The organism is Bacillus sp. OxB-1, assembly GCF_000829195.1.
Classification (GTDB): Bacteria; Bacillota; Bacilli; order Bacillales_A; family Planococcaceae; genus Sporosarcina.
The window spans coordinates 210,487-234,173 of record NZ_AP013294.1 but is presented as its reverse complement, the minus strand read 5'-3'; the positions used below and the strand labels follow the sequence as shown (position 1 = coordinate 234,173).

Sequence of the window (23,687 nt, the reverse complement as noted above, 5' to 3'; positions counted from 1 at the left end):
TTTATTAGATGAATGTTGTATTTATGTTTCCAATCAAAGATCATCAGAAAGAGAATCTATTACATCGTTTTCCGCATGTCGACTTTCATTTTGAGCAGTCGGATGAGGCCATCGCCCAGGCGGAAATCATCGTTACATATGGCAGCGATGTTACGATCCCGATATTGGAAAAGGCCAAGTCCCTTGAGTGGCTGATGGTGGCCTCCGCAGGAATTGAGAAATTGCCGCTAGCCTATATTGCGGGGCGCGGCCTGCTGATGACGAACGCAAAAGGGATCCACAAAATCCCGATGGCGGAGTCGGTGCTCGCGTACATGCTGGCAGTTCGCAGATCTTTGTTCCTCATGTACGACCGACAGAAAAAGAAAGAGTGGAATAAAAGAGTCCACTCACGTGAGTTGAGAGGATCTACCGCCTTGATACTCGGACCTGGCACCATCGGAGGCGAAATCGGGCGCTTGCTTCAGGCGTTCGGTGTGCGGACCATCGGCTGTAACCGATCCGGAAAGGAAAGCGAGTGGATGGAGGAGACCGTCGTTTTCGATCGATTATCGGAACGGCTGGGAGAAGCCGATTTTATCATCTCCATTTTACCGAGCACTCCGGAGACACGCGGCCTGCTGACGAAAGAACATTTCCGGGAAATGAAAGAAACAGCGGTATTCATGAATTTTGGGCGCGGGGATTTGCTTGACGAAGCCGATTTGATCGAGGCTTTGAAGTCGGGGGAGATTGGCCAGGCCGTCCTCGATGTGTTTGAGACGGAGCCCTTGCCGGAAGATAGCGAGTTATGGACTCTTCCGAATTGCTTCATTTCCCCGCATGCGTCCAGCTTTTCGGGGAAGTATGTGGAACGGTCCCTTGAAATATTCGAAGCTAATCTGGAAAAATGGCTGCAAGGCGATCGGAAATTGCTCAATATCACGGATCCGCTCAAGGGATATTGACATTTAGTCAATCACGCCTCGGCGTGATTGCGTCCGGATTTTTTCGAGCTTGCTCGAAAAGCTCCCCTTAAAAATCCGTGACATCCGCCGGAGGCTCTTTATTCAGCGGGAGTTTGAACTCTCGCTGAATAATAAGCACTTCAGTTGACAGATACCCCACTTCTTAAGTAAACTAATGATAATCATTATAAAGAAATAATCTTTCTGGATTGGGGTGTTTGGCCATGTCTGAAGTGCTTTTGCAAGACGCGCTGGACACATTAAAAACGACCGGCGTGAGAATTACTCCACAAAGACATGCGATTTTAGAATATCTGATTTCTTCCGATGCGCACCCGACCGCGGATGAAATATATAAAGCGCTAGAACGAGATTTTCCTAGTATGAGCGTAGCTACCGTTTATAATAACCTCCGGGTATTCCGCAATTCGGGACTTGTCAAAGAGCTTACGTATGGAGATTCATCCAGTCGGTTCGATTTTGTGACACATGATCACTATCATATTATTTGTGAACATTGCGGGAGAATTGTGGATTTTCATCATCCGGGTCTGGAAGAGGTGGAGCATTTCGCTTCCCATGTGACCGGTTTTAAAGTGAATACGCATCGTCTGGAAGTCTATGGTACTTGCCCGTCGTGTGCGGAGGGCAGTGGGACTGTCCAATAAAGAAGCGTCCAACCCTTTATGGGAGGACGCTTCTTTTATTTTGCACTTTCATCTTTTTTCGCTGGACGGTTATACGCTTCGTCGAACTCTTTCCCTTCGAGTGAAGGATCCAAAGTGAGCGGCTCGCGGCAATGCCCGCACATATCGACGCGGCCTAACATTTTGGTCTGTCTGCCGCAATTCGGGCAAGTGATCTGCACCGCCCGAGTGGACAGCATGCCGATCCAAGCATAGACAATTGTGCTTCCGATGATGGCAAGCATTCCCAGGACCATGAAGAGCAACATGATAATTTCATTGCTTCTAAAGAAGATTCCAATGTACATAATGACAACGCCGATGAATATTAACGATAAGGCAAACGACCGTATCCGGTTTATCTTATTTTTATAAGGTTTCAACTAGCCTTCCTCCTTACATCTATCCTCAATTACTATAGCATAAAATTCGATCGCTCCGTGATTTATCATTCTCACATAGAGGATTTTTTAAGAGAACCGTCGAAACATTAACGGCAAGGAGGTGTGGTAGTGGAACAGGTGCTAAGGTCAATCTATCAGGAACGGGCAAGTTCCCCGGATACGCTAGGAGTCATCCTTGTGGAGAAGCGGATGCCCGGAGATCCGGTTACCGATACATTTGACGCAATACTTCTTATCATTACTGCAAATGAAGACATCCCGATTTACACAAAACATTACACAGACGGACAGGAGAAAGCCGCCATGCACGTCATCAGTGAAAAACAACTCCAGAAATGGGTTTTGGTCGGATCCAAACGGAAAGTGGTCGATTGGCTGTTTTACGGAAAAGTCTATTTCGACCGGAACGAATACGTAGAACAGTTGAAGACTGCTTTGCACTCCTACCCTTCCTATGGACGGCATATCAAAATGGGACTGGAGCTTTCAAAATTAGTTAGAGGCTATATGGAAGGCAAAACATATTTCGAACAAGGAAATCACCTGGACGCCTACCACCATGTTGTTCAATCCCTTCATCACCTCGCCAGATTGGCTGTGGTCGAGGAAGGTTCATTCCCCGAGGTCACGGTATGGTCCCAGGTGAAAAAGATTGATCCATCGATTTACAAGCTATATGAAGAATTGATCATGAGTGAAGAGCCTTTGGAAAAACGGCTGGAGCTTCTATTCTTGGCCAGCGAGTTTTTCATCCATAACCGTACAATGGATGGATCTCGTCACATCCGGAGCGTCATGGCGACGAAGCAGCGGTGGACGATTCAAGAACTCCATGAGAATGAAGAACTTGAAATGTACTCCATCAATCTGGAAGTGTTTATCGAATTCTTGATCGATAAAGGATTGATCCATGTAATCGAAACGGATTCGAAAAATGATTTCATCTTCCACAGGGAATATAGTGTGAACCGGGAGAGGCTGGAACAATAGAGGAAAGAGCCGGTTGCTTCAGTGCGGTTGGTAAAATTGCTGAACGAATCATTACTACATGTAATCCTCCGCTTTAGAGAGTGGAGGATTTCTTGTTGCATAGGAACTTATATAATTTAGGCTTGGGGATCGCTATCAAAAAATAGACGTGTTTACGGCACAGTTTTCGAGCTGTGTATCTTGTCGTAAGCTAAGCGGTCCCGCTCTTTAGTTGTTGAAATCATTTTTTGAATTTATTTTAGAAATCATGTTGACATTATTTGAGTTAGCATGTTAGTATAGTAAACGTCGCTTGGGAGAGAAAACGAGAAGCAAACCGAAAAAACTTTTTCGAAAAACTTCTTGACTCTGAACGGCAACGATGTTAAATTAGAGAAGTCGCTTTTGAAGGCGGCGAAATGAACCTTGAAAACTGAACAGCAAAACGTCAACAAATAAAGTCCGGAAGCCGACCCCGTCGGTGAAACGGACAAAACGAATCTTCGGATTCAAAATTGACATCTTAAATGATGCCAGCAAGAAACTCGAGCTATTCAAGTTTCTCTAACTGGCGGTTGAGACGTAGTGCAGTGCTAGGAAGCAAGCGAGTGAAGGAGGGAGCGTACATCAGTACGTGACCGACTGAACGAGCGCGGCTGACAACGCAATGCGCTGCGTATCGACTAGCCAGATCTGGTGGCCGAGGTGTGGTGGAGTGTGCTAGGAGGCGATTGAGCGAAGGAGGGAGCGTACTACGGTACGTGACCGACTGAGCGAATGAAGCCGACAACGCAATCCGCTGCGCATCGGTCACCAGGATTATGGAGAGTTTGATCCTGGCTCAGGACGAACGCTGGCGGCGTGCCTAATACATGCAAGTCGAGCGGACGGATGGGAGCTTGCTCCCTGAAGTTAGCGGCGGACGGGGGAGTAACACGTGGGCAACCTGCCCTGCAGATGGGGATAACTCCGGGAAACCGGGGCTAATACCGAATAATCAGTTCCTCCGCATGGAGGAACTCTGAAAGACGGTTTCGGCTGTCACTGCAGGATGGGCCCGCGGCGCATTAGCTAGTTGGTGGGGTAACGGCCTACCAAGGCGACGATGCGTAGCCGACCTGAGAGGGTGATCGGCCACACTGGGACTGAGACACGGCCCAGACTCCTACGGGAGGCAGCAGTAGGGAATCTTCCACAATGGACGGAAGTCTGATGGAGCAACGCCGCGTGAGCGAAGAAGGTTTTCGGATCGTAAAGCTCTGTTGTAAGGGAAGAACACGTACGGGAGTCACTGCCCGTACCTTGACGGTACCTTATCAGAAAGCCACGGCTAACTACGTGCCAGCAGCCGCGGTAATACGTAGGTGGCAAGCGTTGTCCGGAATTATTGGGCGTAAAGCGCGCGCAGGCGGTCCTTTAAGTCTGATGTGAAAGCCCACGGCTCAACCGTGGAGGGTCATTGGAAACTGGAGGACTTGAGTACAGAAGAGGAAAGCGGAATTCCACGTGTAGCGGTGAAATGCGTAGAGATGTGGAGGAACACCAGTGGCGAAGGCGGCTTTCTGGTCTGTAACTGACGCTGAGGCGCGAAAGCGTGGGGAGCAAACAGGATTAGATACCCTGGTAGTCCACGCCGTAAACGATGAGTGCTAAGTGTTAGGGGGTTTCCGCCCCTTAGTGCTGCAGCTAACGCATTAAGCACTCCGCCTGGGGAGTACGGTCGCAAGACTGAAACTCAAAGGAATTGACGGGGACCCGCACAAGCGGTGGAGCATGTGGTTTAATTCGAAGCAACGCGAAGAACCTTACCAGGTCTTGACATCCCGCTGCCCGGCATGGAGACATGCCTTTCCCTTCGGGGACAGCGGTGACAGGTGGTGCATGGTTGTCGTCAGCTCGTGTCGTGAGATGTTGGGTTAAGTCCCGCAACGAGCGCAACCCTTGATCTTAGTTGCCAGCATTCAGTTGGGCACTCTAAGGTGACTGCCGGTGACAAACCGGAGGAAGGTGGGGATGACGTCAAATCATCATGCCCCTTATGACCTGGGCTACACACGTGCTACAATGGACGGTACAGAGGGCTGCGAACCCGCGAGGGGGAGCCAATCCCATAAAACCGTTCCCAGTTCGGATTGCAGGCTGCAACTCGCCTGCATGAAGCCGGAATCGCTAGTAATCGTGGATCAGCATGCCACGGTGAATACGTTCCCGGGTCTTGTACACACCGCCCGTCACACCACGAGAGTTTGTAACACCCGAAGTCGGTGGGGTAACCCTTACGGGAGCCAGCCGCCGAAGGTGGGACAGATGATTGGGGTGAAGTCGTAACAAGGTAGCCGTATCGGAAGGTGCGGCTGGATCACCTCCTTTCTAAGGATATTTACGGAATATGAACCTTGGGTTCATACGTTGACGTTTTGCGTTCAGTTTTGAAGGTTCATATAATGGAACTTCATAATAATCCTGGAAGGGGCCTATAGCTCAGCTGGTTAGAGCGCACGCCTGATAAGCGTGAGGTCGGTGGTTCGAGTCCACTTAGGCCCACCATCATATACTTCTGGGGCCTTAGCTCAGCTGGGAGAGCGCCTGCCTTGCACGCAGGAGGTCAGCGGTTCGATCCCGCTAGGCTCCACCAATTAAAACTTTGCTCCTGCCGCTGCGCTTTCGTCGCAAGACTGCATGAAGCAAAATCAGCGAAGTGAATCATGAAGTGATTCAGGCAGCTGTCTTGTTCTTTGAAAACTGGATAAAACGACATTGAAAGCAATAACACAAGTAATCAACCGAGTCGATCACACTAGTGATTGAACATGCAACACTTTGTAACGATCCGGAAGCCATATCGCTATGGCGGAACGATCGACCAATTTTGGTCAAGTTAGAAAGGGCGCACGGCGGATGCCTTGGCACTAGGAGCCTATGAAGGACGGCACTAACACCGATATGCTCCGGGGAGCTGTAAGTAAGCATTGATCCGGAGATTTCCGAATGGGGAAACCCACTGCCCGTAATGGGGCAGTACATGTACGTGAATACATAGCGTACATGAGGCAGACCCGGAGAACTGAAACATCTAAGTATCCGGAGGAAGAGAAAGAAAATTCGATTCCCTGAGTAGCGGCGAGCGAAACGGGAAGAGCCCAAACCAGGAAGCTTGCTTCCTGGGGTTGTAGGACACTCTATACGGAGTTACAAAGGGATGGGTTAGGCGAAGCGACCTGGAAAGGTCCGCCGCAGCGGGTAATAGCCCCGTAGCCGAAAGTCCATCCCCTCCAGAGTGGATCCTGAGTACGGCGGAACACGTGAAATTCCGTCGGAATCCGGGAGGACCATCTCCCAAGGCTAAATACTCCCTAGTGACCGATAGTGAACCAGTACCGTGAGGGAAAGGTGAAAAGCACCCCGGAAGGGGAGTGAAAGAGATCCTGAAACCGTGTGCCTACAAGTTGTCAGAGCCCGTTAAGGGGTGATGGCGTGCCTTTTGTAGAATGAACCGGCGAGTTACGATTCCATGCAAGGTTAAGCCGAGAAGGCGGAGCCGCAGCGAAAGCGAGTCTGAACAGGGCGAATGAGTATGGGGTCGTAGACCCGAAACCAGGTGATCTACCCATGTCCAGGGTGAAGGTAAGGTAACACTTACTGGAGGCCCGAACCCACGTACGTTGAAAAGTGCGGGGATGAGGTGTGGGTAGCGGTGAAATTCCAATCGAACCTGGAGATAGCTGGTTCTCTCCGAAATAGCTTTAGGGCTAGCCTCAAACAACGAATCTCGGAGGTAGAGCACTGTTTGGACTAGGGGCCCATCCCGGGTTACCGAATTCAGACAAACTCCGAATGCCGATGATTTAGGTTTGGGAGTCAGACTGCGGGTGATAAGATCCGTAGTCGAGAGGGAAACAGCCCAGACCACCAGTTAAGGTCCCCAAGTATCCGTTAAGTGGAAAAGGATGTGGCGTTGCCCAGACAACCAGGATGTTGGCTTAGAAGCAGCCACCATTTAAAGAGTGCGTAATAGCTCACTGGTCGAGTGGCGCTGCGCCGAAAATGTACCGGGGCTAAACGGATCACCGAAACTGTGGATTGACACCGTTGGTGTCAGTGGTAGGAGAGCGTTCCAAGGGCGTCGAAGCCAGACCGGAAGGACTGGTGGAGCGCTTGGAAGTGAGAATGCCGGTATGAGTAGCGAAAGAAGGGTGAGAATCCCTTCCACCGAATGCCTAAGGTTTCCTGAGGAAGGCTCGTCCGCTCAGGGTCAGTCGGGACCTAAGTCGAGGCCGAAAGGCGTAGACGATGGACAACAGGTTGATATTCCTGTACCACCTCCCCGCCGCTATCAGCAATGGGGGGACGCAGTAGGATAGGGTGAGCGCGCTGTTGGTCATGCGCGTCGAAGCAGTGAGGTGTGGAACGAGGCAAATCCCGTTCCTGTAACATTGAGCTGTGACCGCGAGGGGAATTGTTCCCCGGAGTCCCTGATTTCACACTGCCAAGAAAAGCCTCTAGCGAGGCGGGAGGTGCCCGTACCGCAAACCGACACAGGTAGGCGAGGAGAGAATCCTAAGGTGATCGAGAGAACTCTCGTTAAGGAACTCGGCAAAATGACCCCGTAACTTCGGGAGAAGGGGTGCTCTGGTAGGGTGAATAGCCCGAGAGAGCCGCAGTGAATAGGCCCAGGCGACTGTTTAGCAAAAACACAGGTCTCTGCAAAACCGTAAGGTGACGTATAGGGGCTGACGCCTGCCCGGTGCTGGCAGGTTAAGAGGAGGGGTCAGCGCAAGCGAAGCTTCGAATTGAAGCCCCAGTAAACGGCGGCCGTAACTATAACGGTCCTAAGGTAGCGAAATTCCTTGTCGGGTAAGTTCCGACCCGCACGAAAGGCGTAACGATCTGGGCACTGTCTCAACGAGAGACTCGGTGAAATTATAATATGCGTGAAGATGCGCATTACCCGCGACAGGACGGAAAGACCCCGTGGAGCTTTACTGTAACCTGATATTGAATTCCGGTGCAGCCTGTACAGGATAGGTAGGAGCCTTGGAAGCCGGAGCGCCAGCTTCGGTGGAGGCATTGGTGGGATACTACCCTGGCTGTATTGGACTTCTAACCCATGCCCGTGATCCGGGCAGGAGACAGTGTCAGGCGGGCAGTTTGACTGGGGCGGTCGCCTCCTAAAGTGTAACGGAGGCGCCCAAAGGTTCCCTCAGAATGGTTGGACATCATTCGCAGAGTGCAAAGGCATAAGGGAGCTTGACTGCGAGACCTACAAGTCGAGCAGGGTCGAAAGACGGGCTTAGTGATCCGGTGGTTCCGCATGGAAGGGCCATCGCTCAACGGATAAAAGCTACCCCGGGGATAACAGGCTTATCTCCCCCAAGAGTCCACATCGACGGGGAGGTTTGGCACCTCGATGTCGGCTCATCGCATCCTGGGGCTGTAGTCGGTCCCAAGGGTTGGGCTGTTCGCCCATTAAAGCGGTACGCGAGCTGGGTTCAGAACGTCGTGAGACAGTTCGGTCCCTATCCGTCGCGGGCGCAGGAAATTTGAGAGGAGCTGTCCTTAGTACGAGAGGACCGGGATGGACACACCGCTGGTGTACCAGTTGTCTTGCCAAAGGCATCGCTGGGTAGCTATGTGTGGACGGGATAAATGCTGAAAGCATCTAAGCATGAAGCCCCCCTCGAGATGAGATTTCCCTTTACATTCGTAAGTAAGATCCCTCAAAGAAGATGAGGTGGATAGGTCCGGGGTGGAAGTGCGGCGACGCATGGAGCTGACGGATACTAATCGATCGAGGACTTGACCTATATGAAATGCCGAGGCGGCCTGCCTGGACTTGACAGGCATAAGACAGGCTGGCGAAGCGGCGCTTTATGCCGCATAGCCGGAATGGCTTATGACCCGAGAGTCTGGCCGCCGAGGCTGGACAATACAAAGGTTGCATGGCTTGTGGCAGACAATGTTGGTTTTATCCGGTTTTGAGCGAACAAAATTAATTAATTTTGAAAAACGCTTGAAATACTCGTTAGACTTTAGTACAATAAGTCTTGTCTTGTGGAAAATAGTCCAGTGTCGATGGCGAAGAGGTCACACCCGTTCCCATACCGAACACGGAAGTTAAGCTCTTCAGCGCCGATGGTAGTCGGGGGCTTCCCCCTGTGAGAGTAGGACGTCGCTGGGCTGTCATTCCAAATGACTACTGAGTATTAGTAAAGTTATTATTCCGCAGTAGCTCAGTGGTAGAGCAATCGGCTGTTAACCGATCGGTCGTAGGTTCGAATCCTACCTGCGGAGCCAATTGGAGAGCTGTCCGAGTGGCCGAAGGAGCACGATTGGAAATCGTGTATACGCTAACCGCGTATCAAGGGTTCAAATCCCTTGCTCTCCGCCAGTTTTTATACCTTTATTGAATATGGCCCCTTGGTCAAGCGGTTAAGACACCGCCCTTTCACGGCGGTAACACGGGTTCGAATCCCGTAGGGGTCACCATTTTAATTCTCAATAAACTTTTATAGCTAATTGCGAACCCTGCTTAAAGCGGGAGAAGCAAGCAGGTCGAGGAAGCAATTGAGAAAAAGAAGGAGCGTACCTTAGTACGTAACTGATTGAGCGAAAGCGGCTGAAAAAGAGATGCGCAGCTTATCACGCTTTAAACCGGAGGATTAGCTCAGCTGGGAGAGCACCTGCCTTACAAGCAGGGGGTCGGCGGTTCGAACCCGTCATCCTCCACCATATAAGACTGATGAATATTATTGTCGCGGGGTGGAGCAAATCGCATTACGAAGAATGCGATTAACGCCGATAGCGAAGCGTAAGGTGTCCCTTATGCAAAATGCGTGGAAGTCATAATGCTTTTGAATATTATTGTCGCGGGGTGGAGCAAATCGCATTACGAAGAATGCGATTAACGCCGACAGCGAAGCGTAAGGTGTCCCTTATGCAAAATGCGTGGAAGTCATAATGCTTTTGAATATTATTGTCGCGGGGTGGAGCAGTGGTAGCTCGTCGGGCTCATAACCCGAAGGTCGCAGGTTCAAATCCTGCCCCCGCAACCAAATGGTCCCGTGGTGTAGCGGTTAACATGCCTGCCTGTCACGCAGGAGATCGCCGGTTCGATCCCGGTCGGGACCGCCATTTATTTTTTATACATAGGTTTGGACGGAATATTCAATACCGATTCAAATCTAATAAATATTATGTGGCTCAGTAGCTCAGTCGGTAGAGCAAAGGACTGAAAATCCTTGTGTCGGCGGTTCGATTCCGTCCTGAGCCACCATTTAATCACCGTGCCGGTGTAGCTCAATTGGTAGAGCAACTGACTTGTAATCAGTAGGTTGAGGGTTCAAGTCCTTTCGCCGGCACCATACCCTAGGTGGGGTAGCGAAGTGGCTAAACGCGGCGGACTGTAAATCCGCTCCCTCCGGGTTCGGCGGTTCGAATCCGTCCCCCACCACCATTTTACAGGGGCATAGTTTAACGGTAGAATAGAGGTCTCCAAAACCTTTGGTGTGGGTTCGATTCCTACTGCCCCTGCCATTTATTCTAGCTATTTCTAGCCAACCTTATGGCGGTTGTGGCGAAGTGGTTAACGCATCGGATTGTGGTTCCGACATTCGAGGGTTCGATTCCCTTCAGCCGCCCCATCCATGTTGTGAACACGTTATATTATAGTGGCGATTGTGGCGAAGTGGTTAACGCATCGGATTGTGGTTCCGACATTCGAGGGTTCGATTCCCTTCAGTCGCCCCATTAATTTTGGGGTATAGCCAAGCGGTAAGGCAACGGACTTTGACTCCGTCATTCGTTGGTTCGAATCCAGCTACCCCAGTAGTTGCGGAAGTAGTTCAGTGGTAGAATACGACCTTGCCAAGGTCGGGGTCGCGGGTTCGAATCCCGTCTTCCGCTCCACTTTTTCTACGGCGGCATAGCCAAGCGGTAAGGCACGGGTCTGCAACACCCTTACCACCGGTTCGATTCCGGTTGCCGCCTCCATATTTTATGCTTCGTAACTTTATATTATGCCCGAGTGGTGGAATGGCAGACACGTCGCACTCAAAATGCGATGCCGCGAGGCGTGCCGGTTCAAGTCCGGCCTCGGGTATCCACGAAAAACGATACAACTTCGGTTGTATCGTTTTTTATTTATTTGCTGGAGGAAACAGGTTTGAGAAATGCTCCTGCTCGCCAATGCTCTTCAAACTGTTTTAGAGTGCGGTCTAGTCACCCTTCTCTGCCCACTGCTTTACTCCCCCGCTTGAACCCATCTGAAGCGCTTCTCCGTATGAATATTACCCATTTCCTTACAAGGATAAAAAGTCCCCATTGAATAAAAACTTTTGTAAGATTTATCTATCTGGAACGTCTAATGGATAAAGGGAGGGAACACGATGTGACTCGGCATTCAATTGAGGACTGGTTTCATGAATATGAGAGAGATGTCACCAGTTTTTTGATTTATTTTACCGGACGGATGGATGTGGAAGATCTGGTCCAGGATACTTTCATGATTGCCCTGAAAAAGTTGTCTACCTTTAAAGGGGATGCTCATCCGAAGACATGGCTGATTTCCATTGCGCGCAATCAGGTGCTGGATACGTATCGCAGGCGGCAGCGTTGGTCACGGCTTGCTCAATTGCTGGGTGCTGAGCAAAGGGGGATGGACGAGGTGGAAGGGCAGCTGATCCGCAGCCAGGCTACAGAGGAGCTTTATCGGGCTATTCGTCGCCTTTCCCCGAAGCCTCGGGAATTGGTCATTCTCCGAGGGATCTTGGAGCTGTCTTCGAAAGAGGCTGCCACCATTTTGAACAGCACGGATAATGCAGTGAATGTTATGTATCATCGGGCACTAAAGAAGCTAAAACAAGTATTGGAAGAGGAGGAAACTGCCAATGGACGAGATAAAGGAATTACGTAATCAGCTCACAAGCCTTCCGCAACATTCATTACCAGAAGAAAAAAAGAAAGCCATCCTACGACACCTGGCTGGATCTGAGGAAGAACAGAACCGAAAAAAGCGGATTGCTCCACTGCTGTCTTCCATTGGAATTGCAGTAATCCTTTTGATGTTATTTCTATCACAAAGCGGAAATCCGCTTCATTGGAATGTGGGACAGCAACATCAATTGGCAGACTACGGAAACGTATTCTCCGCTCCTCCATATGAGCTGATTGGAGTGGAAGGCAAGGTAGGCATTCTCGGCCCGGCCCATTTTGTGGCAGAGGACCAGCGCCGGGTCGCCAAATTGATGCTCTTTTTCTGGGGCACACCGGCTTTGGCGGATGAACCGTTCAAAGTAGAAGCTACCAATGCACAGGGAGAGCGTATTACTTTATCCGAAGGATTCCTGAGCAAGCCCTTATCCGAAGAGGATGCCCATGCGTTGACGACATTCGCACCTTTCCCGAAAGAGGGAGATTGGCAAGTGTCCTTCTATGTAGGCACAGAGCTGTTTGAGGAGTTCACCGTCGATGTCCTGCCACCTTTTCCTCAAACGGAGACCTATACATTGACGGATTCCCCGATGGAAATGAAACCGGGCGTGGAAACAGAAGTGTTCATTGAAAAGCATAACGATGGAAAAGGGGAGATTTCCGTTGAAGTGAGAACTTCGAAAGGTGAGCTTGTTTCCACTCAAATATTTCAGCGGGATGGGGAGGCCGTTCATGCACCTACAGCGAAAAAACTGCTATTCTATCATGGCACTTTGAGCTTCCCGGAAAAAGGGGAATGGTTCCTAGTAATCGACGGTGAGAAAACAGGTACTTTTCAAAATTGAAAACGCTCCTTCCGCCGAAGCGGAGGAGCGTTTTCCATAGGGGGGACCGATACTAAATTGCTTGTCAGGTAATGGTTGCGTTGCCTGTAGTCGGATATCGGGAATGGGTCACAATTTAAATGGGTACAGGTCATTGGTTGTTCTCCATTAAAGTGGACTGTAGATCCCGTGCCCTATGCCTTGGCAAGGACTCTCACCTTGCCAAGGTTCAGAAATAGGCCGCGTCGTCGAAATCCAGTTCAATCGCATAGTTTTTCGCGTTGATGCGATTGGATAATTGGTGCGCGTCTTTTTCGGCCTGTATTGCTTTTAGTCTGTACTCTTCCGGATCAAACAAGGCGATGCGGTAGAAAGTTGTATTTTCCCCGTAACCGAATTGGATTTCCTCTTTATCAGCCGAGGCCAGCTCTTTAAAAAAGCCGGCCTTTGCCCGGAGTTGGGTCGCTAGTTCAATCGCTTCGACAATCGCCAGTTGCTGTCCTTGGAATTCAATTGAATGGTCGATATTCGCACGGTACATGAGACGATCGAGCACGCGGCTATCTAAACGGACTTGCTCCAATTCAGCTTCGACCAATGGTAAAGTACGGGGCCCTGTGACAGGTGCTTTCCCTTTTTCTACCGTAGTAAAAGCGACCCGCCGCATTTCCATTTCCAATTCATGAATCTTCTTTTTGAGAATGCTCTTCAATTTTACGGCTTCCGCCAATGTAATCTTTCCCATTTCCTTCTCCTCCAGCAGCCTATGGCTCAATGGTAATGACGTGCTCATCTGCATGTAAAACGAATGATTGTGAGTCTCCTCCGCTAATGCTGGTGAACATATTGGCGCAGGCGGTGGTCAGGTCGAGCGCCTCTTCTGCATCCATGGAAGGCCGGATGAAGAATACTTGCAGGGCAGAGGTCGTCTCTTGCGTAACTGCCGTTCGAATTGAATCCACAAAAGGGCTTCCGAACGGGCTATAATCATCTTGCAGCAATAAAATGCCGGACAGGGAGTTGAAACGTCCGTTCAATCCTTCATAGCCATCCTCTTCAGATCCGACAGATACGCGAATATTGCCGATCGTCTTCTCAAAATCATAGATGCCTACGGGAATTTCATATTGCAAGGAGAAGAAGTTATTCAAATCGACTGCACTGTGGAACGGTTGGATATAATTTTGTTTTTTCACGCGGCGCATCAGGGCTTCGACGGAAGGGCGATACCGGTTTGGATCTGCTCCTAGTGATTTCCAGACACTGCGCCATTCTTTGATTCCGACGTAGTCGGCAAGTGGCTTGTCTTCCATTTCAAAGAAAAGTTGTTCTTGGAAAAGTTGCAGTCTTCCTTTTAGCATTTGAGGCGATTCTTCCACTGTAATTTTGGTATAATAATTAATGCCCATTTTCAAATCGGGCATGTCGGTCAGCAGTTTCTGTTCCATTTCAACTATCAATGACATCACCCTTGTCTTGGTTTTATAGTAATCTTAGCATAAAGGAGGCGACAGTGGGTGAATGCTGTTCAGCTGCAAGAAGCGATCCGGACGTATGCGGCTTCCATCGGCATCGACAAAATCGGTTTTACGACAGCAGCCCCATTCCGGGAAATGAAAAACCGGTTAAGGCGGCAACAGGAATTAGGCTATCAGTCCGGTTTCGAGGAGAAAGACTTGGATAAGCGGACAGAACCGGCGTTGCTTCTGGATGAGGCGGAGAGTATCATTTCCATTGCAATCGCCTATCCATCCAAAATGCAGGATGCCCCGAAAGGGAAAAAAGGGGAACGGCGCGGGCTCTTTTGCCGTGCATCCTGGGGAATGGACTATCATACAGTGCTTCGGGAGAAATTGCAGCTTCTGGAGCAATATATAAAGGAATACGCGCCGACTGCACAGTTGCGTTCGATGGTCGATACGGGAGAACTCGTAGACCGTGCAGTAGCGGAGCGCGCGGGGATCGGTTGGTCGGGTAAAAACTGTTCCATCATTACGCCAGAGTTCGGTTCCTATGTGTACTTAGGCGAAATGATCACGAACATACCATTTGAGCCCGATGTCCCGATGGAGGATGAATGCGGCGATTGTACACTGTGCCTGGATGCGTGCCCGACCGGCGCCTTGATCCAAGGTGGCCAACTGAATGCACAGCGCTGTATCGCGTTCCTGACGCAGACGAAAACAGCGATTCCCGAAGAATTTCGTGTGGAAATCGGGAACCGCCTGTATGGATGTGATACGTGCCAAACGGTCTGCCCGAAGAATAGAAGGAAATATAATTTGCATCAGCCTGCTTTCCAACCGGAGCCGGAACTGGCCAAGCCGTTGCTGGAACCATTGCTGCAATTATCGAACCGGCAGTTCAAAGACCGTTTTGGCCATGTCTCAGGTTCGTGGCGAGGGAAGAATCCGATCCAACGGAATGCCATCATCGCATTGGCGCATTTTAAAGAGGAAGAGGCCGTTCCTGCTCTGATCAACTTGCTGAAAGAGGATCCGCGTCCCGTCATTCGGGGCACCGCGGCGTGGGCGCTCGGAGAAATCAGGACGGAAACCGGCAATTCCGCGATGGAAGAGGCATTGCTGCTGGAACAAGACGACGCCGTCCGGGAAGAATTGGAGACGGCAATCGAGAAACAGCTTAACTAGAGGAAGTGTAGAGATGACGATCCATGTTGCTTTATTTGAACCGCTCATTCCAGCGAATACGGGGAATATTGCGCGGACTTGCGCGGGGACGGGGACGAAACTCCATTTGATTGAACCGCTCGGATTTTCGACGGATGATAAAATGTTGAAACGGGCAGGGCTCGATTATTGGGAGTTTGTCGACATCCGGTATCATGATGGGATTGAGGCGCTATTCTCTTCCTTCCCTGATGCGGAGTTTTACTTTATTACAAAGTTCGGGACGAAGCCGTACAGCTCTTTCGATTTTTCGGATGGGTCGAAGGATCTCTTCTTTGTTTTCGGAAAAGAGACGACCGGACTGCCGGATGAGCTTATCGAAAGCCGTCTGGAGCAATGTTTGCGCATTCCGATGAACGGAAATATCCGTTCTTTGAATTTGTCGAATACGGCGTCCATCCTGATCTATGAAGCGCTGCGGCAACAAAACTTTCCGGAATTGGTATAAAAAAACGGGACAGCCCAGTGGCTTGTCCCGTTTTCAGCAATCATCCTTTTTTAACTTTGCCCGGTTTGTCTTCGTATCCACCAGTGAAAATAGCCGATAGGAATGCGAAGCAAACGGCCAATATCAGAATAAGAGTCATGGAATATACCTCCCGTTAAGTCAGTTGTTCTTTGTATATTATACCCCAGTTTTTGATGAATTGGTATAGCGGGCCGGTAAATTTGTGACAAAGAGGGGAAAAGTGAAACTTTTGATCCCGCGGAGCGTATAACAACTAATGGATTGAGGAGGGACAGCATTATGAATTATTCAACCGGCATGAAATGGATCACAGGCATAGCGGAGGCGTTTTTAGCCATCCCAATCATCGGTGGCGCCTTTGTCATCGGGACAGGCTATAATGCCCTTTTCCTCATGTTCATCCTGCATGCGATCACACTCATACTGTCAATCCGAGAGGGACAAGGGAAAGCCGCTTCGATTCTCGGGCTTTTCACAAGCGTTGTCAGCGTCATCCCTGTCATTGGATGGCTTTTGCATTTGATAACGGCGGGCGCGCTATTTGTATCGGCTTTCATGTCGAGCCGCTATCGGATCTGATTGGAATAAAAGGAACTGCCCTTCCGACAAGGTGATCGGAAGGGCGGTTTTTTAATGCGGCAAAAAGAGCAATTGGTATGTGAAGAGAGCAGCAAAAATATAGAGTAGAATGGGAACCTGTTTGCCTTTCCCTTTCACCACTTTCAATAAAGGATAAGTGATGAACCCGAGAGCGATCCCCGTAGCGATGCTGGAAGTCAACGGCATCGTCAAGATGACAAGGAACGCCGGGAACGATTCGTCAAATGAATCCCAATCGATTTGCTTCACTACGCCAATCATCAAGCTGCCGACGATGATGAGCGCGGGAGCGGTGATAGCCGAGACCCCGGAGAGGGCTGATACGACGGGGCTGAAAAAGGCGGCTCCGATAAAGAGGATGGCCACGGTCACCGTCGTAAGCCCGGTACGACCTCCGACGGCTACGCCCGAAGAAGACTCGACATAAGCGGATGTCGGACTCGTCCCGAACATGGAACCGATTGTAGCGGCGACAGAATCAGCCAATAGCGCATGGCGCGCCCGCGGCAACGATTTCCCTTTCATGAGGCCGGCTTGTTTGGCGACGCCGATCATCGTGCCGGTCGTATCGAATAAGGTGACGATCAAAAATGCAAAGACGACGCCGTACAGACCATGTGAAACGACATCTCCGACCGCCTGGAGCGGATTCCAGACGAGGATGCCCTCCGGCAAGTGTGGCAGCTTCCAAGGCGCACCTTCGAAATGAAGTTGATTCGTAAAGAAAGCGACGATGCCCGTCATGACCATCCCGATGAAGATGGCGCCATAGACATTCAGAGTCATCAGAACGATCGTGACGAGCAGTCCGAATAGGGTCAATAACACAGAAGGGGACGTCAGGTCGCCGAGTTTCACTAAATTGGACTCGTGGGGAGCGACGAGACCGGACAAGCGCAATCCTAAAAATGCGATGAACAGTCCAATCCCCGCAGTGATGCCGTGTTTCAGATTTTCCGGAATGGACTCGATCAATTTTTCACGGAATGAAGTCATGGACAGGATGACGAACAGCAATCCCGCGATGAATACAGCAGAGAACGCAGTCAGATAGTCGAGCTGGCCATCCGATGCAATGACTACCGATGTAAAATAAGCGTTCAAGCCCATCCCCGGTGCGATGGCGATCGGATAATTTGCGAATAAAGCCATCCATAAAGTCCCGATTACGGTCGCAATGATGGTCGCCAGAAATACTTGGTCGAACGGCACACCGGCATCCGCCAAGATGATCGGGTTGACGATGACGATATAGACCATCGTCAAAAAAGTCGTCATACCTGCTAGAATTTCTGTTTTGGCATTCGTACCCGCTTCATTTAAATGAAACAAAGGGTTGTCCTCCTTTAAACACGAACTATATTAAATACATTTAACATAATATTCGTTTTTGAGGAGAAATGCAATCATTACTTTTTCAGAATTTCACGTGGGATACATATATGACTTTAGGATAGGGTATTTTTTCATATAGACACTGGTAAACCCAGGTAATTATGGTATGATAAAAAAAAGCCAACAGGGGGAATGGACTTGTTTAGAAGCAGAAAGAATACCGTCCAAGACGAAGGGTTAAAAGAGGAACTGGCACGTCTGAAAATGGTTCATGCCGAAAGAGAAACGGAAGAACTAGGACGCATCGCTGATATAAAAAACGAATTGGCCGCCGCGGTAGAACAACATGAGAAAGTGAATGCCCAGCATAATGTATTGGGGCAGGCCGTTGAGCAAATAGAAGAGAAATTTGCGAACGTCGGGGAATTAAGTGAGCAATCCTCAGAGAAGTCACAGGAATTGAATGACTGGGGAAATTCTCTCCGGGAGAAATCCTATGTAATGGTCGCAGAGGCTACGGAAGGGACGAAAGAAGTGCATGCGACTGCGGAAGTGATCAAAGAATTGGGGAACCAGATCCAGGCATCCGAGACGAATATGGAAAACCTCAGCGAGCGCTCGGTCGAAATCCAATCGATTGTCGGAGTGATTGAAGACATCGCTGCCCAGACGAACTTGCTGGCGCTGAACGCATCCATTGAGGCAGCCCGAGCCGGAGAGTACGGAAAAGGGTTTGCGGTCGTCGCCCAAGAAGTGAGAAAGCTTGCGGAGAGTACATCAGACAGCACGGCGAACATCCAAACCTTGACGACTTCCTTGCGCAATGAAATCGAACAAGCTTTGGAAGCGACCCGGAAAAGTGCGGAACTGGTGGAAAAGGGGGTCGCCGTCAGTTTGGAAACCGCCTCTAAGATTGAAACGATCCTCAGCACGATCGAAGAAAGCCAGGGCGATATCGGATCCATCCAGGAAATGATTGAACAGCAAAAGCAACTCTCCGAAAAAGTGAAACAGGAATTGGTCGGGGCCAATGAACTCTTTGCGCAAGCGCATGATCTGATCGTGCAGCATATCGAAGATGCCAAAGAAGTGGACGAACGGCTGGAAAGCGGCATTCGCCAGTTGACCCGCTGAATGAGAAACGAAAAAAGCATGGAACTCCGAGTGGGCGGAGTTCCATGCTTTTTTGTCAAATTCAAGCCAGCGTCGATACTTCCACGCCTGCGCTTTTGCCTGCTCACGTTTCGCTTGCTTCCACCGTCGTTTGTTCTCCTGTAATCGGATGGTCAAAAGAAAGTTTCGTTGCTGTCAATCGATAGTTCCCATCGGCCGTTTCACTGCCGCCATATAACGTGTCGCCTTTGACAGGATGCCCGATATGGGCCATATGGACACGGATTTGATGGGTCCGACCTGTCGCAAGTTCCGCTTCGACAAAAGTGGAATCGTCCGTGCGCTGCTTCACACGGAAGTGGGTTAGGGCGGACTGGCCGGAAGGGGACACCCGTCGCTTGGACGGATGGTGGCGGTCGCGGCCGATCGGATAATTGATCGATCCTCTCGGCCTCTTCACGTAGCCATCGACTTCAGCAGAGTAGACACGGGTAATTTCGCCTTGTTCCAACAGCCGGTCAAATAAAACCTTCGCGATCGGATGCTTGGCGACGAGGATGGCCCCGGCTGTCCCTTTATCGAGCCGATGGATATGTTCCGCATAATCGCCCCCCCGGTTCCGTACGTGCGCCATCACTTGATTCATGAACGTGCCGTTTTCTCGGGATTCCGCCGGGTGGGTCGCCATGCCGGCGGGTTTCATGGCAATAAGAATATGCTCATCCTCATAGAGGACGTCCAAATGCTTTGCATCATCCGACTCATAGGAGGAAGGTGCATGGAAGAACTCGATCGTCAGCCGTGTCCCGGCCGGAAGCGGCGAACGCCAATCGATCGGCTCCCCGTCCACATCCTTCACGCCTTTCGCCATCCGCAACTCATGGACCGTCTTTTTCCCGGCCTGCCACCGTTCCCTCAATAACTGCTCCACCGTCAGACCATCTTCGCTTGTCGTGTAATGAAAAACGGACATTCCATTCGCTCCTTACTTACCTTCGAATTCTTCAAAGAACATCCGGATATTCTCATCGGGCTGCGCGCCGCTCATCCGACCGACTTCTTTCCCATCACGGAAATGGACAAGCGTCGGCCAGTTCTCAATGCCGTATCGTTCTTTGGCAAGATCATAGAATTCCAGCATATTGTATTGATAGACGTGAACGCCCATCTCATCCGCAATCGGCATCATTCTCGGCGTCATTTCCATGCAGTATTGGCAATCCGGGCTGAAGAAATAAGCGGTTACCGGCTCGCCGGAATCGACTTTTTCAAAAAGATCCTCCGGCAGGATGATGTTTTTGTAGTTTTCATTGCCGATCAAGTTGATCGTCGATTTTTCCAAATCCTCCGTACCATATGGATTGTCCTTCAGCTTCGCTTGATCTGTTTGATTGGAAAGGAAGACGATCAGACCAAAGATGACGACGATAATGCCGCCGATGATGAGTAGTTTTTTCAATTCAATTAGACTCCTTCTGCCATTTCATAAGGAAAAGGCTTGTAATAAAAATAAGTAGAAATGCGATAAGTGCCAGAAAAGGAATGGTGATAAAACCGAAGTAATTGATATACTGGCCTGTACAAGGTACGTTTCCACACGACGGAGCGCTATCCTGTAAGAAAGTCAATTTCTGGATACCGTAATGATACAGGGAAATACACCCGCCAATGAGCGCAAAAACAGCGGTCGTCAACGCAATCCGGGCATTTTTCTGATAGAGTGCGATACCGGCTATCAATACGATCGGATACATGAGAATGCGCTGGTACCAGCACAGCTCACAAGGTTCATACCCACGCACTTCAGAGAAATATAACGACCCGAACATCGCAATCAAAGCGGTAATACAAATGAAAATAAGGCCATTTTCCAGCTGTTTCTGCATAGGCTTCACTCCAGTCAAAAGGTTACACTTCGATTATAGGGGGTGCGTGGAGACAAGTAAAATATTATAAACCGTTCCCTCCGTGCTATATAATGAAGAGAGAACAGATAAAAGAGGTGATCCAAGTGAGCGAGGAATTCGATTTATCATCATTTGAAATCAGTATGGTCATCCGCCAGATGGAAGCGGATGATATTGAGAAGATATTGGCGATGCAGGAGGAATGCTTCCCGGGGATGGATCCGTGGGAAGAAGGCCATTTGAAAAGCCATTTGGCAATGTTTCCGGAGGGACAGTTCGTCGCGGAACTCGACGGCGAAATCATCGGTTCATGCTCCAGCTTGATCATCAACTTCGACGAATATGATGACCGCCACACATGGGACGACGTGACAGATGAAGGTTATATTACGAACCACAATCCGGACGGCTATAATATGTACGGCATCGAGGTGATGGTCCACCCGGCCTATCGTCGGATGAAGGTGGGGCAGCGGCTGTATGAGGCGAGGAAAGAGCTGGCACGTCAGTTGAATCTCAAGTCGATCATTATCGGTGGCCGGATACCGAATTATCACAAATACGCGGATGAGATGTCCCCGCGTGAATATGTCGATGCGGTCTCCCGCCATAAAATCTATGACCCGGTTTTGACGTTCCAACTGATGAATGATTTTACGCTCATGCGGGTGAATCCGAATTATTTACCGGACGATAAAGCGTCCAAAAAGTATGCAACGCTGATGGAATGGAATAACGTCGACTACAAGCCATTGACGAAGCGGCATTTCAAGACAAGCTATCCGGTGCGGATTTGTGTCGTTCAATATTTGATGAGGAAGATTTCTTCGTTTGAGGAAATGGCGCACCAATGCGAATATTTCGTGGACGTGGCATCCGATGCCAATTCGGATTTTGTTGTCTTCCCGGAAATTTTCACAACCCAGCTCATGTCCTTCCTGGATGAACCGTCGCCGAGTCAGGCAGTGCGAAGAATGACCGAATTTACGCCGCAGTATATCGAGCTCTTCACCAGCCTCGCGGTCCGTTACAATGTGAACATCATCGGCGGATCCCATTTCGTGGAGGAAGAGGACGAGGAAATCTACAATATCGCGTATTTATTCCGAAGAGACGGTTCGATTGAAAAGCAATACAAAATCCACATCACGCCGAATGAGCGGAAATGGTGGGGCATCAGCGCAGGAGACTCGGTCCGTGTGTTTGATACCGACTGCGGCAAAATCGCCATCCAGATCTGTTACGATATCGAATTCCCCGAATTGGCACGCATCGCGACCGACATGGGAGCGAATATCATCTTCACCCCGTTCTGTACGGAAGACCGCCAAGGGTATTTGCGCGTCCGGTATTGCGCCCAAGCACGCGCGGTGGAAAATCAAATCTACACCGTCATCTCGGGAACGGTCGGAAACTTGCCGCAAACGGAGAACATGGATATCCAGTATGCCCAATCAGCCATCTTCGCCCCGTCCGACTTCGAATTCGCCCGGGACGGCATCGTCGGCGAGACGAACGCCAACTTGGAGATGGTGCTGATCGGCGACGTCGACCTCGAAATCCTACGCCGCCAACGCCAGGATGGAACAGTGAAACAACTGAAAGACCGCCGTCATGATGTGTACCATATTGAGTATAAGAAACAGTAACTGTCAAGAAGTAGCTTGTTAAAAAGCGAAGCGACGAGCGGCTGGACTGTCATGGCAAATGGTCCAACTGTCATGGCAATCCAGGAAACTGTCATGGCTCATGCGGAAACTGCCAGGAGTCGGCCGGACTGTCATGGCGACACGTGACTGAAGCCATGTCTGCGGCGAAATCAAACTTTATATTCCCAACAAAAAAGCAGCCTCCTCACGGAGACTGCTTTTCTGTTGGGGGATGCAATTCGATCCCTTCCGGCTCGATATGGACCATGACGACGCTGAATGGCTTTTCTTTCAGGATTGTCCGCTCGATGTCCTCCGTAATCCGGTGGCTTTCGATGACGTTCAACATCGGATTCACGGTGACTGTCAAATCGACAAACATCAAGTTGCCGTGCATTCGACCCTTGAATTCCTTCAGTTCGATGACCCCGCGGACGTTGCGGATGACTCCGGATATGTTTTCCACTTCCTGTTCATCGAATCCATCCGTCAGGGCATAGACGTTCGTAATGAAAATTTGGATAGCCGTATAGATGATCAAAATCCCGATGATGAACGCGGTGATGGCATCGATGATCGGAAAACCGATGACGGCGCCGCCGATTCCGATCGCCGTCCCCGCACTGACAAGGGCATCCGAACGATTATCGTAAGCGGCGGCCCGGATCGCTTCACTGCCGATCCGTTCCGATAACTTCAAGTTGAAGCGATAGACCAAAAACATGACTGCCGCACTGATGATGGCAATGCCAGCAGTGAGCAACGAAGGAGGAGTAACGATTGGATGGATCATGGATTTCCCTGCATTGATCAGCACCTCGATCCCGATGAACGCCATAATGAACGCCGCAATCAAGGAGGCGACCGTCTCTGCCCGGAGGTGGCCGTAATGATGGTTCTCATCCGGCGGCTTCTGCGAAATCCGTAAGCCGATCAAAATAGCGATAGAGGCGATAATATCCGTCGTATTGTTCAAGCCATCCGCTTTCAAGGCTTCCGACGAACCGATATAGCCCGCAACCAGTTTGACCGCACTCAACACCAAGTATGTCCAGATACTGAGCCAAGCTCCTCTTTCGCCTTCCCGCAAGTTCGAATATAGATCCATCTATTTAGGTACCGCCTTTCGATTGAAAGAGCGACTCCCTGTTATGGAGAGTCGCCCT

Annotated in this window: 17 protein-coding genes, 18 tRNA genes, 3 rRNA genes and 1 pseudogene; 31 read left to right on the top strand and 8 right to left on the bottom strand. The window is 50.1% G+C overall.

Annotated elements, in window-relative coordinates; all coding sequences use genetic code 11:
* Positions 1-8 precede the first annotated feature (8 nt).
* Positions 9-947: a D-2-hydroxyacid dehydrogenase gene (locus OXB_RS01365; RefSeq protein ID WP_041071209.1), complete on the top strand. Its 939-nt coding sequence runs from the start codon at positions 9-11 to the stop codon at positions 945-947.
* Between the two features lie 224 nt (positions 948-1,171).
* The gene (gene perR / locus OXB_RS01360; RefSeq protein ID WP_041071206.1) at positions 1,172-1,615 is read left to right on the top strand and encodes a peroxide-responsive transcriptional repressor PerR; all 444 of its coding nucleotides are present in this window, start codon (positions 1,172-1,174) and stop codon (positions 1,613-1,615) included.
* A gap of 35 nt (positions 1,616-1,650) precedes the next feature.
* Here the strand turns inward: perR and OXB_RS01355 are convergent, their stop codons facing one another.
* Positions 1,651-2,016 (bottom strand): YgzB family protein, encoded by a 366-nt coding sequence (locus OXB_RS01355; protein ID WP_041071204.1) that lies wholly within the window; start codon positions 2,014-2,016, stop codon positions 1,651-1,653.
* Positions 2,017-2,145: 129 nt separating this feature from the next.
* On the opposite strand from OXB_RS01355, the gene OXB_RS01350 reads away from it, so the two are divergent.
* From OXB_RS01350 to OXB_RS01235, 24 genes are all read left to right on the top strand, one after another.
* Positions 2,146-3,027: a nucleotidyltransferase-like protein gene (locus OXB_RS01350; protein WP_041071201.1), complete on the top strand. Its 882-nt coding sequence runs from the start codon at positions 2,146-2,148 to the stop codon at positions 3,025-3,027.
* A 797-nt stretch (positions 3,028-3,824) separates the two neighbouring features.
* Positions 3,825-5,376, top strand: a 16S ribosomal RNA gene (locus OXB_RS01345).
* Between the two features lie 100 nt (positions 5,377-5,476).
* A tRNA-Ile gene (locus OXB_RS01340) sits at positions 5,477-5,553 on the top strand.
* A gap of 12 nt (positions 5,554-5,565) precedes the next feature.
* A tRNA-Ala gene (locus OXB_RS01335) sits at positions 5,566-5,641 on the top strand.
* Between the two features lie 236 nt (positions 5,642-5,877).
* Positions 5,878-8,810: ribosomal RNA gene (locus tag OXB_RS01330) — 23S ribosomal RNA — on the top strand.
* A gap of 258 nt (positions 8,811-9,068) precedes the next feature.
* Positions 9,069-9,184 (top strand): 5S ribosomal RNA (gene rrf / locus OXB_RS01325).
* The 16S, 23S and 5S rRNA genes sit together here with 18 tRNA genes alongside, the layout of an rRNA operon.
* A gap of 41 nt (positions 9,185-9,225) precedes the next feature.
* A tRNA-Asn gene (locus OXB_RS01320) sits at positions 9,226-9,300 on the top strand.
* A gap of 3 nt (positions 9,301-9,303) precedes the next feature.
* Positions 9,304-9,394: transfer RNA gene (locus tag OXB_RS01315), tRNA-Ser, on the top strand.
* A 23-nt stretch (positions 9,395-9,417) separates the two neighbouring features.
* Positions 9,418-9,492 (top strand) — tRNA-Glu (locus OXB_RS01310).
* A gap of 167 nt (positions 9,493-9,659) precedes the next feature.
* Positions 9,660-9,735: transfer RNA gene (locus OXB_RS01305), tRNA-Val, on the top strand.
* A gap of 248 nt (positions 9,736-9,983) precedes the next feature.
* A tRNA-Met gene (locus OXB_RS01300) sits at positions 9,984-10,058 on the top strand.
* Between the two features lie 3 nt (positions 10,059-10,061).
* Positions 10,062-10,137, top strand: a tRNA-Asp gene (locus OXB_RS01295).
* 66 nt (positions 10,138-10,203) lie between these two features.
* A tRNA-Phe gene (locus tag OXB_RS01290) sits at positions 10,204-10,279 on the top strand.
* A 12-nt stretch (positions 10,280-10,291) separates the two neighbouring features.
* Positions 10,292-10,367: transfer RNA gene (locus tag OXB_RS01285), tRNA-Thr, on the top strand.
* A gap of 7 nt (positions 10,368-10,374) precedes the next feature.
* Positions 10,375-10,459 (top strand) — tRNA-Tyr (locus OXB_RS01280).
* A gap of 6 nt (positions 10,460-10,465) precedes the next feature.
* A tRNA-Trp gene (locus OXB_RS01275) sits at positions 10,466-10,539 on the top strand.
* A gap of 31 nt (positions 10,540-10,570) precedes the next feature.
* Positions 10,571-10,646, top strand: a tRNA-His gene (locus tag OXB_RS01270).
* Between the two features lie 30 nt (positions 10,647-10,676).
* Positions 10,677-10,752, top strand: a tRNA-His gene (locus OXB_RS01265).
* A gap of 7 nt (positions 10,753-10,759) precedes the next feature.
* Positions 10,760-10,831 (top strand) — tRNA-Gln (locus tag OXB_RS01260).
* Between the two features lie 5 nt (positions 10,832-10,836).
* Positions 10,837-10,911, top strand: a tRNA-Gly gene (locus tag OXB_RS01255).
* A 10-nt stretch (positions 10,912-10,921) separates the two neighbouring features.
* Positions 10,922-10,995, top strand: a tRNA-Cys gene (locus OXB_RS01250).
* Positions 10,996-11,023: 28 nt separating this feature from the next.
* Positions 11,024-11,104 (top strand) — tRNA-Leu (locus OXB_RS01245).
* Positions 11,105-11,392: 288 nt separating this feature from the next.
* Positions 11,393-11,917: an RNA polymerase sigma factor gene (locus OXB_RS01240; RefSeq protein ID WP_041071198.1), complete on the top strand. Its 525-nt coding sequence runs from the start codon at positions 11,393-11,395 to the stop codon at positions 11,915-11,917.
* Complete coding sequence (locus OXB_RS01235) at positions 11,892-12,779, top strand: hypothetical protein (protein WP_041071195.1); 888 nt, start codon at positions 11,892-11,894, stop codon at positions 12,777-12,779. The genes OXB_RS01240 and OXB_RS01235 overlap by 26 nt, the downstream gene beginning before the upstream one ends.
* 208 nt (positions 12,780-12,987) lie before the next feature.
* On the opposite strand, the gene OXB_RS01230 is transcribed toward OXB_RS01235, so the two are convergent.
* Both OXB_RS01230 and OXB_RS01225 read right to left on the bottom strand, forming a co-directional pair.
* Positions 12,988-13,503: a hypothetical protein gene (locus OXB_RS01230; protein ID WP_041071192.1), complete on the bottom strand. Its 516-nt coding sequence runs from the start codon at positions 13,501-13,503 to the stop codon at positions 12,988-12,990.
* A 19-nt stretch (positions 13,504-13,522) separates the two neighbouring features.
* Positions 13,523-14,218, bottom strand: coding sequence for a B3/B4 domain-containing protein (locus tag OXB_RS01225; protein WP_442852881.1), 696 nt, complete (start codon positions 14,216-14,218; stop codon positions 13,523-13,525).
* Between the two features lie 57 nt (positions 14,219-14,275).
* On the opposite strand from OXB_RS01225, the gene queG reads away from it, so the two are divergent.
* The 3 genes from queG (at position 14,276) to OXB_RS01210 (ending at position 16,496) form a co-directional block, all read left to right on the top strand.
* Entirely contained in the window at positions 14,276-15,409 is a 1,134-nt protein-coding gene (queG, locus tag OXB_RS01220) for a tRNA epoxyqueuosine(34) reductase QueG (protein WP_052483815.1), read from the top strand.
* 13 nt (positions 15,410-15,422) lie between these two features.
* A complete protein-coding gene (trmL, locus tag OXB_RS01215; RefSeq protein ID WP_041071186.1) occupies positions 15,423-15,896 on the top strand; it encodes a tRNA (uridine(34)/cytosine(34)/5-carboxymethylaminomethyluridine(34)-2'-O)-methyltransferase TrmL in 474 nt (157 codons plus the stop codon).
* A gap of 300 nt (positions 15,897-16,196) precedes the next feature.
* On the top strand, positions 16,197-16,496 hold the full coding sequence (locus OXB_RS01210) for a hypothetical protein (protein ID WP_041071183.1): 300 nt from the start codon (positions 16,197-16,199) through the stop codon (positions 16,494-16,496).
* Positions 16,497-16,547: 51 nt separating this feature from the next.
* On the opposite strand, the gene OXB_RS01205 is transcribed toward OXB_RS01210, so the two are convergent.
* Complete coding sequence (locus OXB_RS01205) at positions 16,548-17,849, bottom strand: NCS2 family permease (protein ID WP_041071180.1); 1,302 nt, start codon at positions 17,847-17,849, stop codon at positions 16,548-16,550.
* 609 nt (positions 17,850-18,458) lie between these two features.
* Here OXB_RS01205 and OXB_RS19370 point away from each other — a divergent pair.
* Positions 18,459-18,986, top strand: a pseudogene (locus tag OXB_RS19370) (methyl-accepting chemotaxis protein); the annotation flags it as partial.
* Between the two features lie 103 nt (positions 18,987-19,089).
* On the opposite strand, the gene OXB_RS01195 reads toward OXB_RS19370, so the two are convergent.
* Genes OXB_RS01195 through OXB_RS01185 form a run of 3 tightly spaced genes read right to left on the bottom strand, consistent with a single transcriptional unit; the run spans position 19,090 to position 20,851 of the window.
* On the bottom strand, positions 19,090-19,938 hold the full coding sequence (locus tag OXB_RS01195) for an RluA family pseudouridine synthase (RefSeq protein WP_041071174.1): 849 nt from the start codon (positions 19,936-19,938) through the stop codon (positions 19,090-19,092).
* Between the two features lie 12 nt (positions 19,939-19,950).
* Entirely contained in the window at positions 19,951-20,424 is a 474-nt protein-coding gene (locus tag OXB_RS01190; protein WP_041071171.1) for a thioredoxin family protein, read from the bottom strand.
* A gap of 1 nt (position 20,425) precedes the next feature.
* Positions 20,426-20,851, bottom strand: a complete 426-nt coding sequence (locus tag OXB_RS01185; protein ID WP_041071168.1) for a disulfide oxidoreductase — start codon at positions 20,849-20,851, stop codon at positions 20,426-20,428.
* Between the two features lie 125 nt (positions 20,852-20,976).
* Here OXB_RS01185 and OXB_RS01180 point away from each other — a divergent pair, with 125 nt between their 5' ends.
* A complete protein-coding gene (locus OXB_RS01180) occupies positions 20,977-22,521 on the top strand; it encodes a carbon-nitrogen hydrolase family protein (RefSeq protein WP_041071165.1) in 1,545 nt (514 codons plus the stop codon).
* Between the two features lie 205 nt (positions 22,522-22,726).
* Here OXB_RS01180 and OXB_RS01175 read toward each other — a convergent pair whose 3' ends face one another.
* On the bottom strand, positions 22,727-23,629 hold the full coding sequence (locus OXB_RS01175) for a cation diffusion facilitator family transporter (RefSeq protein ID WP_041071162.1): 903 nt from the start codon (positions 23,627-23,629) through the stop codon (positions 22,727-22,729).
* Positions 23,630-23,687: the final 58 nt, after the last annotated feature.